The sequence below is a fragment of the Maritimibacter fusiformis genome, assembly GCF_008086115.1.
In the GTDB taxonomy this organism is placed as follows: Bacteria; Pseudomonadota; Alphaproteobacteria; order Rhodobacterales; family Rhodobacteraceae; genus Muriiphilus; species Muriiphilus fusiformis.
The window spans coordinates 564028-577901 of the sequence record NZ_VSIY01000003.1 but is presented as its reverse complement, the minus strand read 5'-3'; the positions used below and the strand labels follow the sequence as shown (position 1 = coordinate 577901).

Annotated in this window: 16 protein-coding genes; 11 read left to right on the top strand and 5 right to left on the bottom strand. The window is 67.2% G+C overall.

Going from position 1 to position 13874, the window contains the following annotated elements:
• From FVF75_RS03485 to FVF75_RS03455, 7 genes are read left to right on the top strand one after another with little or no spacing between them, the layout of a single operon-like run.
• Positions 1–330, top strand: a complete 330-nt coding sequence (locus FVF75_RS03485; protein WP_148376341.1) for an L-rhamnose mutarotase — start codon at positions 1–3, stop codon at positions 328–330.
• Positions 323–973: an RraA family protein gene (locus tag FVF75_RS03480; RefSeq protein WP_148376340.1), complete on the top strand. Its 651-nt coding sequence runs from the start codon at positions 323–325 to the stop codon at positions 971–973. The genes FVF75_RS03485 and FVF75_RS03480 overlap by 8 nt, the downstream gene beginning before the upstream one ends.
• 2 nt (positions 974–975) lie before the next feature.
• A complete protein-coding gene (locus FVF75_RS03475) occupies positions 976–2088 on the top strand; it encodes an enolase C-terminal domain-like protein (protein ID WP_148376339.1) in 1113 nt (370 codons plus the stop codon).
• 2 nt (positions 2089–2090) lie between these two features.
• The gene (locus FVF75_RS03470) at positions 2091–2411 is read left to right on the top strand and encodes a UxaA family hydrolase (protein ID WP_148376338.1); all 321 of its coding nucleotides are present in this window, start codon (positions 2091–2093) and stop codon (positions 2409–2411) included.
• The gene (locus FVF75_RS03465) at positions 2408–3601 is read left to right on the top strand and encodes a UxaA family hydrolase (RefSeq protein WP_148376337.1); all 1194 of its coding nucleotides are present in this window, start codon (positions 2408–2410) and stop codon (positions 3599–3601) included. Before FVF75_RS03470 ends, FVF75_RS03465 begins: the two co-directional genes overlap by 4 nt.
• 12 nt (positions 3602–3613) lie before the next feature.
• Positions 3614–4351 (top strand): SDR family oxidoreductase, encoded by a 738-nt coding sequence (locus FVF75_RS03460; protein WP_148376336.1) that lies wholly within the window; start codon positions 3614–3616, stop codon positions 4349–4351.
• Positions 4352–4379: 28 nt separating this feature from the next.
• Positions 4380–5234 (top strand): amidohydrolase family protein, encoded by an 855-nt coding sequence (locus tag FVF75_RS03455; protein WP_222861183.1) that lies wholly within the window; start codon positions 4380–4382, stop codon positions 5232–5234.
• Here the strand turns inward: FVF75_RS03455 and FVF75_RS03450 are convergent.
• Positions 5221–5934 (bottom strand): Crp/Fnr family transcriptional regulator, encoded by a 714-nt coding sequence (locus FVF75_RS03450; RefSeq protein WP_148376335.1) that lies wholly within the window; start codon positions 5932–5934, stop codon positions 5221–5223. The genes FVF75_RS03455 and FVF75_RS03450 overlap by 14 nt on opposite strands.
• A 185-nt stretch (positions 5935–6119) precedes the next feature.
• Here FVF75_RS03450 and FVF75_RS03445 point away from each other — a divergent pair, with 185 nt between their 5' ends.
• Together FVF75_RS03445 and FVF75_RS03440 are read left to right on the top strand one after the other, a co-directional pair.
• A complete protein-coding gene (locus tag FVF75_RS03445; RefSeq protein WP_148376334.1) occupies positions 6120–7550 on the top strand; it encodes a cytochrome P450 in 1431 nt (476 codons plus the stop codon).
• A complete protein-coding gene (locus FVF75_RS03440; protein WP_148376333.1) occupies positions 7547–8698 on the top strand; it encodes an alkane 1-monooxygenase in 1152 nt (383 codons plus the stop codon). The genes FVF75_RS03445 and FVF75_RS03440 overlap by 4 nt, the downstream gene beginning before the upstream one ends.
• Before the next feature lie 2 nt (positions 8699–8700).
• Here FVF75_RS03440 and FVF75_RS03435 read toward each other — a convergent pair whose 3' ends face one another.
• From FVF75_RS03435 to ubiT, 4 genes are read right to left on the bottom strand one after another with little or no spacing between them, the layout of a single operon-like run.
• Positions 8701–9216, bottom strand: a complete 516-nt coding sequence (locus FVF75_RS03435; RefSeq protein ID WP_148376332.1) for a DUF2478 domain-containing protein — start codon at positions 9214–9216, stop codon at positions 8701–8703.
• 2 nt (positions 9217–9218) lie between these two features.
• Entirely contained in the window at positions 9219–10121 is a 903-nt protein-coding gene (gene ubiV, locus FVF75_RS03430) for a ubiquinone anaerobic biosynthesis protein UbiV (protein WP_148376331.1), read from the bottom strand.
• A 4-nt stretch (positions 10122–10125) separates the two neighbouring features.
• Positions 10126–11103, bottom strand: a complete 978-nt coding sequence (gene ubiU, locus FVF75_RS03425; protein WP_148376474.1) for a ubiquinone anaerobic biosynthesis protein UbiU — start codon at positions 11101–11103, stop codon at positions 10126–10128.
• Positions 11103–11645 carry a ubiquinone anaerobic biosynthesis accessory factor UbiT gene (gene ubiT, locus FVF75_RS03420; protein ID WP_246137981.1) on the bottom strand — a complete coding sequence of 181 codons (543 nt, stop codon included), beginning with the start codon at positions 11643–11645 and terminating at the stop codon, positions 11103–11105. Before ubiT ends, ubiU begins: the two co-directional genes overlap by 1 nt.
• Positions 11646–11797: 152 nt before the next feature.
• Here ubiT and FVF75_RS03415 point away from each other — a divergent pair, with 152 nt between their 5' ends.
• Both FVF75_RS03415 and FVF75_RS03410 read left to right on the top strand, forming a co-directional pair.
• The gene (locus FVF75_RS03415) at positions 11798–13306 is read left to right on the top strand and encodes a UbiD family decarboxylase (RefSeq protein WP_148376330.1); all 1509 of its coding nucleotides are present in this window, start codon (positions 11798–11800) and stop codon (positions 13304–13306) included.
• Entirely contained in the window at positions 13303–13872 is a 570-nt protein-coding gene (locus FVF75_RS03410) for a UbiX family flavin prenyltransferase (protein WP_148376329.1), read from the top strand. Before FVF75_RS03415 ends, FVF75_RS03410 begins: the two co-directional genes overlap by 4 nt.
• The last annotated feature ends 2 nt before the right edge of the window (positions 13873–13874 follow it).

Genomic DNA, 13874 nt, shown 5'->3' with positions numbered 1-13874 from the left:
ATGCAACGCATGGCCATGGTGATCGGCATCAAGCCCGACCGGATCGACGACTACAAACGCCTGCACGCGGATGCCTGGCCCGATATCCTGAACATGATCTCGGCCTGCAACATCACCAATTACTCGATCTACCTGCGCGAACCCGAGAACCTTCTGTTCGGCTATTGGGAATACACCGGCGACGATTTCGATGCGGACGCGGCCAAGATGGCCGCCGATCCGCGCACCCAGGAATGGTGGGATATCTGCATGCCCTGCCAGGAGCCGCTCGAGACCCGAAAAGAGGGCGAATGGTGGGCAATGATGGAAGAGGTTTTTCACCATGACTGACACGCGCCTTGCGCAATACCGGAGCTGCTATACCAGCGTGATCCACGATATCCTGCGCGGCATGGGGCGGCGCAATTTCACCCTGCCGCCCCGCATCCGCCCGCTTCAGCCCGAGATGACGCTTTGTGGCCCGGCCTGGACCATCGAGGGGCGGGTGGACGAGAGCGCCGACCCGCATGAAACCCTGCTGGCCTGGACCGGGCTTTTGTCCAAGGCGCCGGCGGGCCACATCTGGACGACCCAGCCGCACACCCATGCCATCGCGCAGATGGGCGAGTTGTCGGCGGAAACCCTGCACCGCAAGGGCGTGCTGGGCTGCGTTGTGGATGGCGGGTTGCGCGATACGCATTTCATCCTCGATCTGGGCTTTCCCGCCTGGGGCACGCACAACACGCCGCGCGACGTGGTCGGGTTCTGGCTGCCCAAGGCGCATGAGGTCGACATCATGATCGACGATGTCCTGATCCGCCCCGGCGACTGGCTGCACGGCGACCGCGACGGCATGGTGCGCATCCCCGCCGAGATCGTCGATGAGGTGCTGGAGGCGTCGTTGACCGCGATGCAGACCGAAAGCAAGGTGCGAAAGGCGATCCTCGAAGGCGTCGACCCGCAGGAAGCCTATCTGAATTACGGCAAGTTCTGACCATGCGGATCGCCGGGCTGGATATCCGCGCCTGTCGCCACCTCGGGTCTTCGGTCGCCGGTGCGTCGATGCGCGATGGCCAGTCGCAGGAAGGGCTGGAGTTTCTGGTCTACACGCTGAACACCGAATGCGGCCGCTCGGCCTCGATGTTCGGCTTTACCGGGCGTTCGGCGCTGGGGGCCGGGCATCTGGCGGCGGCGTCGCTCAGGCCGTTCTTCACCGGGCGCAACGCGCTGGATCGCGAGGCGGCGTGGCAGGACTGGCGGGTGGCCGACCGCTGGTGGCATCACCTGCCGATCTACAGCTACGGCCCGGTCGATTGCTGCCTGTGGCTGCTTGGTGCCGAGGCCGCCGGGCAACCGCTCTGGCGCTATATTGGCGGCGCGCGGGCGCAAGTTCCGGTCTATGCCTCGTCGCTGGTTCTGCCCGATGCCGATGCCTACGCCGCCGAGGCGCGCGCGGTGCAGGCGGCGGGGATGAAGGCCTACAAGATCCACCCGCCGGGCAAGTCGCTGGCCGAGGATATCGACATTCACCGCGCCGTGCGTGATGCGGTCGGCGACGGCTTCACCCTGATGTCGGACCCGGTCGCGCCCTATACGCTGGAAGACGCCATCCGCCTTGGCCGGGTGCTGGAAGAGCTTGATTTCCTCTGGCTGGAAGAGCCGTTGCCCGACGAGGCCTTTGGCGCGCTGCGCGAGTTGACGCGGGTGCTGGATATCCCCGTCGTCGGCACCGAGGTGCTGGCAAAACACCCCTATTCGGTGGCCGAATGCATCGCCAGCCGCGTGGTCGACGCGGTGCGCGCCGATCCAAGCTGGTCGGGCGGCATCACCGGCACGCTCAAGACCGCGCATCTGGCCGAGGCACACCACATGAACTGCGAGTTGCACACCACCATCCTGCACCCGCTCGAACTGGTGAACCTGCACCTGAACGGCGCCATCGCCAATTCGAGCTATTTCGAACTGCTCTGGCCGGTCGAAACTTTCGCCTTCGGCCTGACCGCGCCCCTGCCGATAACGGACGGCATCGCCACGATGCCCGAGGCACCGGGCCTTGGCATCGCGCTCGATTGGGACATGATCGACAACGCCACCATCGCGGAGCTATGACGATGCAAGACACCGACCCCCGCCTTCTGCTGCTCAGCCCGCGCGACAACGTCTTCGTCCTGCGCGCCGCCATCGAGGCGGGCGAGACTTTGACGGTGTCCGGGCAGGAGGTGACCGTTCAGAGCCGTATCGGCATGGGCCACAAGCTGGCGCGTCAACCGATCCGGGTAGGCGACAAGGTGTTGAAATACGGCGCCCCGATCGGAACCGCCACGCGCGACATCGCGCCGGGCGATCACGTCCATCTGGACAATCTGAAAAGCGACTACACCGCCACCCATTCGCTGGAAGCCGAAAAGGCGCGGTTCGGAGGCACGGCATGACCCAACTCACCGGCTATCCCCGCAGCGACGGGCGCAAGGGCATCCGCAACCATGTCGCGGTCGCCTACCTTGTCGAATGCGCCCACCACGTCGCGCGCGAGATTGCCTGGCCGCAGCGCCACCAGGCGCATCTGATCGGCTTTCCCGGCTGTTTTCCCAACCCCTATGCCCAGACGATGATGGAGCGGCTCTGCAGCCATCCCAACGTGGGCGCGGTGCTGCTGGTGTCGCTGGGCTGCGAAAGCTTCAACCGCTACCAGCTCGAACAGGTGATCCGCGCCACCGGCCGCCCGGTCGCCACTCTGGTGATCCAGAACGACGGCGGCACGGCGGCGACCATCGCCAAGGGGCAAGCCTGGGTGGCCGAACAGGTCGAGGCGCTGGCCGGGGCCGAACGGGTGCCGATGCAGGTGTCCGATCTGGTGATCGGCACGGTCTGCGGCGGCTCGGACGGGACCAGCGGCATCACTGGCAACCCCGCCGTGGGCCGCGCCTTCGACCGGCTGGTGGACGAAGGTGCCGCCTGTATCTTCGAGGAAACCGGCGAGTTGATCGGCTGCGAGGAAATCATGGCCGCTCGCGCCGCGACCCCTGCGCTGGCAGACGAGATCCGCGCCGCCGTCGCCAAGGCAGCGCGCTATTACGACACGCTGGGGTTCGGCAGCTTCGCCGCCGGCAATGCCGAGGGCGGGCTGACCACCATCGAGGAAAAGTCGATGGGCGCCTATGCCAAGTCGGGCGCGTCCACGATTTCCGGCCTGATCAAGCCCGGCGACATCCCGCCACGCGGCGGGCTTTACCTGATGGACGTGGTGCCGGATGGCGAGGTGCGGTTCGGCTTTCCCAACATCTCGGACAATGCCGAGATCGTCGAGATGATGGCCTCGGGCGCGCATATGACGCTGTTCGTGACCGGGCGCGGCTCGGTCGTCGGCTCGGCGCTGGCCCCTGTCATCAAGGTCGCCGCCAACCCGCATATGTATGAACGCCTCGCGGGCGACATGGACGTGAACGCCGGGCGCATCATCACCGGCACCGCCACGCTGGACGCGGTGGGCGCCGAGATTTTCGACATGGTGCTGGATGTCGCCAGCGGCGCACAGACCAAATCGGAGGCGCTTGGCCATGCCGAGTTCATCCTGACCTACAAGAGCTTTGAACCGATTGGGCCGGCCTGCCTGCCGGCATGAGAAAGGAAGACCATGGGACGACTGAACGGAAAGACCTGCCTTGTCACCGCCGCGGGGCAAGGGATCGGACGGGCCAGCGCGCTGGCGATGCAGGCCGAGGGGGCATCGGTCTTTGCCACCGACGTGAACGAGGCCGCACTGGCCGACCTGGGTGACTACGGGATCAAGACCTTCCGGCTCGACGTGCTCGACCCGGAGTCGATTGCGGCGGCGGTCAGGAAAGTCGGCGCGCCCAGCGTGTTGTTCAACTGCGCCGGGTTCGTCGCCAACGGCTCGATCCTCGATTGTGACGAAGATCAGTGGGCCTTTTCGATGAACCTCAACGTCACCGCGATGTATCGCATGAACCGCGCCTTCCTGCCGGGGATGATCGAGGCCGGGGGCGGCTCGATCATCAACATGGCGTCGGTCGCCTCGTCGGTGATCGCCGCGCCCAACCGTTTTGCCTATGGCACCACCAAGGCCGCCGTGATCGGCATGACCAAGGCCATTGCCGCCGACCACATCACCCAAGGTATCCGCTGCAACGCGATCTGCCCCGGCACGGTGGAAAGCCCGTCACTGGAGCAGCGCCTGGCCGCAACCGGCGATTATGACGCCGCCCGCGCCGCCTTCATCGCGCGCCAGCCGATCGGGCGCATCGGCAAGCCCGAGGAGATCGCGGCTCTGGTGGTCTACCTCGCCTCGGACGAGAGCGCCTATACCACCGGCGTGGCCCACGTGATCGACGGCGGCTGGGCCAATACCTGAGCCGCCCGGCAACCCACAGGAGGACGACATGATCCCGCTTCTCGACACCCACCAACACCTGTTTTACCGCGACGTGGCCGGTTATGGCTGGGCCGACGGCATCCCGCCGCTGGCCGAGGGCGATTTCACGCTCGAGGACTACAGCGCGCTGACCGAGGGGCTCGGCGTCGGCGGCACACTGTTCATGGAAACCGGCGTCGACGATGCGGATTATCAGGCCGAAACGCGGCATGTTCACGGGCTGGCGCAGGAACCCGGCAGCGGCATTCGCGGCCTGATCGCCTCGATCCGGCCCGAAGAGGATGACGGCTTCGACGCCTGGCTGGACGAGACCGCCGCGATGGGCGTCGCGGGCTATCGCCGCATCCTGCATGTCATGCCCGACGATCTGTCGGAGGGCGACACCTTCCGCCGCAACGTCCGCCGGATCGGCGAGACGGGCCGGGTCTTCGACATGTGTTTTCTCGCCCGGCAACTGCCGCTTGCCACCGCGCTGGCGGCGGCCTGCGCCAACACGCGGCTGGTTCTGAACCACTGCGGTGTGCCCGATATCGCGGGCGGCGGGCTGGACCCGTGGCGCGCCGACATGACGGCGCTGGCCGAGATGCCCAACGTCACCTGCAAGCTGTCGGGCCTGATGGCCTATTGCGCGCCCGATGCCATGACCGCCGAGGCGATTGCGCCCTATGTCGATCATGTGCTGGAGGTGTTCGGCCCCAACCGCATGGTCTGGGGCAGCGACTGGCCGGTGGTCAACCTCGCCAAGGGGCTGCCGGAATGGATCGCGGTGACGCGCGGAATATTGGGCAAGCTGACGGCGGATGAGGCGACGGCCATCGCGCACGGCACCGCCGAGCGGGTTTACCGCGTCAAGCTGTCCTGACGCCCTCGGCGGGGATGCGCACCTCGCGCCCGGAAAAGGCGAAAAAACCCTCCTTGCCCAGCCGCCCGATCAGGCGCGACAGGGTTTCCGGCGGCACTCCGATCAGGTCGGCCAGATCCTTGCGCGACAGGGGCAGGCGGGCGCGGATGACCTCGCCGTCGACCTCGCCGTGCCGCTCGATCAGCTCCATCAGCGTGTCGGCAAGGCGTTCCTTGTTCGAGGTGGTCGCGGTGGCGATGATCCGGGCCTGGTTGCGGTCGATCTCGTCCACGCAGCGCGCGGCGAGTCGGGCCAGAACCCCGGGGCTGGCGCGCACCACGCGTTCGGCATCGCGCCGCGCCACGGTGCAGACCCTGGACGGTATCAGCGCGCGCGCCTCGGTCTTGTGGTTGCCGTTGTCGAGGAACGAGCGGAACCCGATCACCTCGCCCGGATAGGCCAGCTTGAGCAGCGTCGAGGTGCCATCTGCGTGATGCGTGCGCAGCGCGATCAGCCCGCGCGACACGCAGAAAACGCCCTGGTTGGCGTCGCCCTGTTCGAACAGGACCTGGTCGGCCTCAAGCTCGCGCCGGTGAAACCGTCCGGCCAGCACCGAGACCGATCCCGGCTCGATCGGGGTCCAGACGCTGCCCTCGTAGAACTGGCACTGGCCGCAGGGATGCGGCGTCTGGCTGGCGGCTGTGGGTCGGTCGTGGATCATCGGCAAGACACGCGGTTTGGAAAAGGCGCATATCCGCCTCGGGTTATGAGTCGCAATCCTAGCACGGTTTTCCACCGGGTAACAAACTGTTCCCGTTCTGTTTTGATGATCGTCAATGACAAGCCGGGGACGGCCCCAAAAGGTGCATCACCCCGCGCCAATGGCGCCCAGCACGGAGACCCGGCGTGTTCGACAGCCCCAGCCCGACCCCCAAAGGGCCACCGCCGAAACCGGCGGCGCGCAAGGGAAATGTCTCGCTCTGGACCTATTTCCGGCTGTTCAAGAAAGACATTCTGTCGGCGCAACCGGCGCGGCTCTACCGCGCCTGGATGGCGGAAATGCGCACGCCGTTCTTTCGCTCATACCTGTGCAACGACCCCGAGCTTGTCGACCTGGTGCTGAAACAGCGCCCCCAGGACTTCCCCAAGTCCGAGCGGATGCGCGTCGGGTTGAAGCCGCTTCTGGGCGAGTCGATCTTCATTTCCAACGGCGAGCTCTGGGCGCATCAGCGCCGCATCATCGACCCGGCGTTCGAGGGCGGGCGGCTGCGCATCGTGTTCCCCTCGATGTGGGACAGCGGCGTCGCGGCGGTCGAGCGGCTGAGCGCGCTGGCGGACAAGGGCCCGGTCGAGATCGAGGCCCAGACCAGCCATGTGGCGATGGACGTGATCTTTCGCACGCTGTTTTCCGTGCCGATCGAACACGAAATCGCCAATGCGGCGTTTCAGACCTTCCGCGAGCATCAGGCTGCCCAGCCGGTCGCCAACGTCACCGCCGTGCTGCCCCTGCCGCGCTGGTTCCCGCGCTTTCATTCGCGCAAGACCAAGGCCACCGCCCGCATCATCCGCGATCTGATCGGCCAGCTTGTCGACATGCGGGTGCGCGAAATCGCCGAGGGCACCGCGCCCGACGACCTGGCCACCAAGATCATGACGACGCCCGATCCCGAGACCGACAAGTGTTTTGACCGCGATGAAATGGTCGACCAGGTGTCCATCTTCTTTCTCGCCGGGCACGAGACTTCGGCCGCCGCGCTGGCCTGGGCGCTGTTTTTGCTGGCCCGCGACCCGGAGTGGCAGGAGAGGGTGGCGGACGAGGCGCGCGCGGCCTTCGAGCCCGAGAAGATCTATTTCTCGACGCTCTCGAAACTCAAGGATTCCCGCGCCGTGTTCCGCGAGGCGATGCGCCTTTACCCGCCGGTGCCGATGTTCGTGCGCGAAGCCGCCTGCCCGGAGCATTTCCGCGACCGCGACGTGGCCAAGGGCTCGCAGGTGATCCTCAGCCCCTGGCACCTGCACCGGCATGAACGGCTGTGGGAGCGGCCGGACGAGTTCGACCCGGGGCGCTTTGCCACACCCAACGGCAAGGAATGCCTGCGCAACGCCTATATCCCGTTTTCAGCCGGGCAGAGGGTGTGCCCCGGGTCGGCTTTCGCCATGGCCGAGGGCACGCTGATCCTGTCGATGTTCCTGCGCGCCTTTCGCTTCGAACTGGTCGAGGGGCGCGAACCGATGCCGGTGGCGCATCTGACGGTGCGCGCGGCTGACGGCATCCACCTGCGCCTGATGCCCCGCGATAGTGCCCATGTGAAACCCACCGAAAAGGCCGCGACATGACCGACCTGATCGAGACCAGGACCGATACCGGGCGGCTCAAGGCCTGGCCCTACTGGCTGACCCTGACCTTCGTGCCGCTGGTGGTGCTGGCGGTGGCCGAGGGCGGCTGGACCATCCTCTTGATCCCGTTCTACGGCTGGGTGCTGATGCCGCTGCTGGATATCGTGGTCGGGCAGGACCTGCGAAACCCCGACCCCGACACGCCGGACAGCGAGTTGTTCTGGTTCCGCCTGCTGACGTGGATCTGGTTTCCGATCCAGGTCTGCCTGATCTACGGCACGCTTTACGTGCTGACCCACAGCACCGGCTATTCCACCGCCGAGACGCTGGGCATCATGTTCGGAATCGGCGTGACCACCGGCACGGTGGGCATCGTTTACGCGCATGAGTTGATGCACAAATCAAACCCGTATGAGCGTCATCTGGGCGATTTGCTGCTTGGACTTGTCCTTTACGGACATTTCCGCACCGAGCACCTTCTTGTGCATCACCCCTGGGTCGGCACCCCGCGCGACACCGTCACGGCGCGCTACAACGAGGGGTTCCTGCGCGCTTTCCCGCGTGTGCTCTGGCAGGGACCGGGCTCGGCCTGGCGCGCGGAAAAGGCCAGGCTGGCGCGGCGCGGGCTTTCGCCCTGGCATCCGACCAACCCGATCTGGAAGTATCTGGCCTTGGGGCTGGCCGCGCTGGCGCTCGCCTTCGCCATCGGCGGCTGGCTCGCGGTGGGGCTGTTCGTCTTCCAGGCCTTCGTCGCGGTCTGGCAGCTCGAGCTGACCAACTACGTCGAGCATTACGGGCTGACGCGCAAGCACCTGGGCGACGGCAAGTATGAGCCGGTCAAGCCGCATCATTCCTGGGATTCGGCGCACCGGGTGTCGGGCAACCTCTTGATCAACCTGCAACGCCACGCCGATCATCACCTGCACCCGATGCGCCGCTATCCGTTGTTGCAGGTCTATGACGAAAGCCAGGTGCCGATGCTGCCGACCGGCTATCCGCCGATGACCGCGATGGCGATGGTGCCGCCGATCTGGCGCCGGGTGTTCAATCCGCGCGTGCGCGCCTGGCGGCGGCAGTTCTATCCCGAGATCAACGACTGGACGCCCTACAAGGAAGGCAGCAACCCGATGCCCAAAGGCGCGGGCTGAGGTCAGACCCGCGCCGCGACGCCCTCAAGGCACCATGCCCTGAGCGCGTCCGGCTCGGGTGGCAGGGTTTCGGCCAGCCCGCCGGCGAAGGCATCGAAGGCCGGGACATTGGCCAGCCCCACGCCCACCAGCACCGGCACGCCCAGGTCGAGCGCGCGCGCGATCACCGGAACGAAGCCGCGCCCGGCGGCCTCTTCGGGGCCGAACTTGTTGAGGATGAACACGTCTGCCGCCCCCAGCGCGCCCGCTTCGACCCGCGCCACGGCCTCGGAGATCGCGGCGGGGTTCAGCCGGCAGGCATCCGACCCGGGGCCGAGGTCCTGGGTGATCGCGATCGACGGACCTGCGGGCAGCACCCGCACATGCATGTCGCAGCCATTGGCATAGGCGGCCTCGTGCGCCGCGTCACGCACGATCCCGGCCAGCGCCAACCCCTCGGCCTGCAACTGCCCGGCCAACTCGGTAAGCAGCCGGTCGGTTTCACCCTTTACCGCCGATCCGACCCCCGCGATCCGCATGATCAGACCGCCATCCGGCCGGACCAGTCCGCACCGCGTTCGCCGTCGAGAAACCCGTCCGACAGGCGCTGGCCCGGGTCGATGCCCAGGATCGCGGCCTCGGCCGCATCCGCGTCGATCTTGCCATCCAGCACGTCGCGGTAGAGCCGGCACAGCCCGGCGAAATCCTGCGATTGCGGCGACAGGCGCAGCGCCGAGACCCCGGCGGCCTCCAGCCGGTCGACCTGCCGGATCATCGCAGCATAGCTGCCCGACAGCGTCTGCACGCCGTTCATGGTCAGAAACGGCTGATCCTCCAGCGTGCGCACGTCCAGCCCGTCGGGATCGTCCTCGCAGGCGAACTGGCAGTTGTCCTTGGTCCGGCCATGCAGCCGCGCGTGATAGCAGCGCCCGGAAATGGCCAGCGGAATGCGCCCATGGCCCCAGACCTCGATCGCGACGCCCAGGCTTTTGGCCGCCGTGGCAAGAATCTCGATCGACGCCAGCGACAGTTCCGGCGGCAGGCACACCCGCGTCGCCCCGCGTTTCGCCAGCCAGGCCAGCGTGGTTTCGTTATAGACATTGACCAGCGGGCCGACCGAGAACGGCGTGCCCTCGGGAATATGCGCCAGCGCGGTGAGGTCGTTCACCTCGATCTCGACCTCCATGCCGATCAGCGACGCGGTCTGCTTGCGCTCGCGCTTGAGCGTGACCAGCGCAAGGCTGGTCAGCGCCACTTCCTTGCCCGCCTCGACCAGCGTGGCGATGGCGTCGGGAATGCGGTCCTGAAAGAACGGCAGGCGCTTGGAGCACACAAGCTCGCCCAGCACCACGCGCTTGACCGGGGCTTGGGCAAGCTCGTCGTAAAGCCCGGCCCAGGTGTCGGCGGCCCAGAAATACTGGTTCGGTCCTACGGTCAGGTCCATGGCGTTATCTCCAGACTTTCATATAGGCCCCGGCGGTGGTCGCCTGCCCCTCGGACAGCCGCGTCAGCATCCCCTCGGGCATCGGCCGCCCGGCCTCGAGCGCATCGACGGCGGCGCGGAAATTGCCGACCACCTGCGCGACATAGGAGCGCGAGCGTTGCCGCCCCTCGATCTTCAGCGCGGTGACACCGGCCTTTTTCAACTGCGGGATCAGGTGCTCGGCATTGAGGCTGACCGGGTCCTCGAACAGATGCCCGGTCTTGTCGCCCGCACTGAAACAGCCCTTGCACAGGGTCGGGTAGGGGGCGGGTTCGTCCTTGGCGACGCGGTGGATGGTGTAGCCGCCCAGCTTGGCGTCCAGCACCCCGCCCTCGTCGTGGTATTCGACGTGGCTGGCGGGCGAGCAGACGCCGTTCATGTTCGGCGACTTGCCGGTGGCGTAGGACGACAGCGAACAGCGCCCTTCGGCCATCACGCACAGGCCGCCGAACACGAACACCTCGGTTTCCACCTCGGTCTCGGCGTTGATCGCGGCGATCTCGGGCACCGACAAGACGCGCGGCAGGACCACGCGTCTGACCCCGAAGGTTTCGGCATAGAAGTTGATCACGTCGGCATTGGCGGCGGCGGCCTGCACCGACAAATGGCGGCGCAGCCCCGGATGGTAGCGCGCGGCATAGTCCAGCAGCCCGACATCGGCCAGGATCACCGCATCCGCCCCGGCGGCCTCGGCATCCGACACGGCGCGGTGCCAGATCGCCTCGTCGCCCGCGCGCGGGAAGGTGTTGATCGCCACCAGCACCTTGGAGCCATGCGAATGGGCAAAGGCCACGCCCTCGCGCATTTCCTCGCGGTCGAAGTTGAGGCCGGGAAAGTTCCGGGCGTTGGTCTCATCGGCGAAACCGCAATAGACGGTATGGGCGCCAGCCTTGACGGCAGCCCGCAGGGCCGCCGGGGTGCCGGCCGGGCACACGATTTCCATTACCACGCTGTTGTCTCCTCGGGTCTGGACAGGGATACGCCGGTTCTCTGTTCGGCCAGCGCGAAAATCTTCTGCAATGGCCGGGCCAGCGGGCCGGACAGGCGCGCGGCCTCTTGCGACAGGTCAAGCTCGGCGTCGTCGACGGCATTGCGCAGCGCCAGTGCGGCGCCGGTGTCGCCCTCGACCATCAGGTCGCGCGAAAAGAACAGCGCATCGCCGTCATAGGCGCCATGCACCATGCCCAGAAGCGCCGCCAGCGATCCGGCGATCCGGGCATCGCCGGTCACCGCCCGGCGCGTCACATGCACCTTGGGCGCGCCGCCGTTCGGCTCCAGCAGGATCGCGAAGGGCAGGTCGGTCGGGTCGAGCACGTAGCGTTTGTGCGCGTGTTCGCCCAACCGGCGAAACAGCCTCGGATGGGTCTTTGCAACGGTGCGCGCATAGAGCGACAGCGCCACCGACAGCGGCGCCAGCGGAAGCGTGCGCAGCGGGGCCGCGAACAAGGGCGGAAAGATCGGGATGGTTGTGGCGGGTTGGGGCAAGGCAGTCCTTTCCGGTCGTTTTCGGGAAACGATCCGCGCATCTCTGATATTGACTTGAGGCGAGCGGGGAATTGATCTTCGTCAAGTCGAGACAGCTTTTTTGCTGTTACCCGCTCAGGGCCATGCAATGTGGGCGCTACGGGAGAGATATCTTGCGCGAACTTCCGCCATTTCCAAGCCTTCGCGGATTTCTCGACTGGTGCGGCGAGAACGGCCAGTTGAAACCCGTGCCCGACGCGGTCCCGGTCCGCCACCGGATGACCGCCGTGCACCGCGCGGTGCTTGAGGCGGGCGGGCCGGTCCTGCGCTTCGACAACCCGGTGCTGGACGACGGCAGCCGCTCGACGGTGCCGGTGGTGGTCAACCTGTTCGGCACGCCCGAGCGGGTCGCGGCGGGGCTTGGCGTCACATTGGACGGGCTGGACGATCTCGGCGCGTTTCTGGCCGCCCTGCGCGCGCCCACCCCGCCCGACGGGATGCGCGATGCCCTGTCGCGCTGGCCGATGCTCAAGGCCGCGCTGGCGACCCGGCCAAAGATCGCCCGCTCCGGCCCGGTGCAGGACGTGGTGCTTGAAGGAGACCAGATCGACCTCACGCGCCTGCCGGTCCAGACCCATTGGCCGGGCGACGGCGGCCCGCTGATCACCTGGGCGGTGGTCCTGACGCGCCCGCACGGCACCGAGGCTGACGCGGTGGGCCGCTACAACGCCGGCATCTACCGGGTGCAGGTGATCGGGCGCGACCGGGTGATCATGCGCTGGCTGGCCCACCGCGGTGGTGCCGCCCATCATCGAAGCTGGCAGGCCAGGGGCGAAAGGATGCCGGTGGCCCTGGTGCTGGGCGCCGATCCGGCGACGCTGTTGTCCGCGGCCCTGCCGCTGCCCGAGGCGGTGTCCGAACTGACCTTCGCGGGCGCGCTGAACGACACCCGCCCGCGCCTTGTGCCGGGGAAAACCGTGCCGATGATGGTGCCCGCCGAGGCCGAGATGGTGCTGGAAGGCTGGGTCTCGCCCGACGAGACCGCGCCCGAAGGTCCGTTCGGCGACCACACCGGATACTACAACCCCGCCGAGCCGTTCCCGGTGATGGACATCACCGCCATCACCCACCGGCGCGACCCGATTTACCTCTCGACCTATACCGGCCGCCCGCCGGATGAGCCCGCGATCATCGGCGAGGTCTTCAACCGCCTCGTCCTGCCCACGATCACCGGCCAGATCCCCGAGATCCGCTCGGTCTGGCTGCCGCCGGCGGCCTGTTCCTATCGCATGGCGGTGATATCCATCGACAAGCGCTATCCGGGCCAGGCGCAGCGGGTGATGATGGCGCTGTGGGGGATGCTGCCGCAATTCAGCTATACCAAGATCATCGTGGTGGTGGACGACGACATCGACCCGTCGAACTGGGACGACATCGCCTGGGCGCTGGCCACGCGCATGGACCCGGCGCGCGACGTGACGATCCTCGAGAACACGCCGATGGACTACCTCGATTTCGCCTCGCCACGGCCCGGGCTTGCGGGCAAGATGGGCATCGACGCGACCACCAAGATCGGGTCGGAAACCAGCCGCGACTGGGGGACAGTGATGCAGACCGACCCGAAGGATGCCGAATTCGCCGCCGCGTTGATCGCGCGCCATTTCAAGGCGCCGGGGGCATGAGCGCCGGGCGTGTCGTGCTTGGCATTGCCGGGGCCTCGGGGGCCGCGCTGGGCCTGTCGGTGGCGCGCCAGCTTGCCGGGCTGGGGGCCGAGATCGACCTTGTCGTCAGCGCCGCTGCCAAGCGCACGCTGGTCACCGAATGCGGCGCGGGCGCGCGCTCGGAACTCGGTGCGCTGGTCACCCGCGAACACCCGATCGGCGACATCGGCGCCAGCATCTCGTCGGGATCGGTGCCGGTGGCGGGGATGATCGTCGCGCCCTGTTCGATGCGCAGCCTCGCCGCCATCGCCCACGGGCTTGACGACAATCTCCTGACCCGCGCCGCCGGGGTGCAACTCAAGGAACGCCGCCGGGTGGTCCTGCTGGCGCGCGAGGCGCCGTTGACGCTGGCGCATCTGCGCAACATGACCGCGGCGACCGAACTGGGCGCGATCATCCTGCCGCCGGTGCCGGCCTTCTACCTGCTGCCCGACAGCGTTCAGGCCATCGTCGACCAGATCGCCGCGCGCGCCATCGACCTTCTCGGCATCGCGCCGCCGCAAGCCCGGGCCTGGAGCGACGCGTGAGG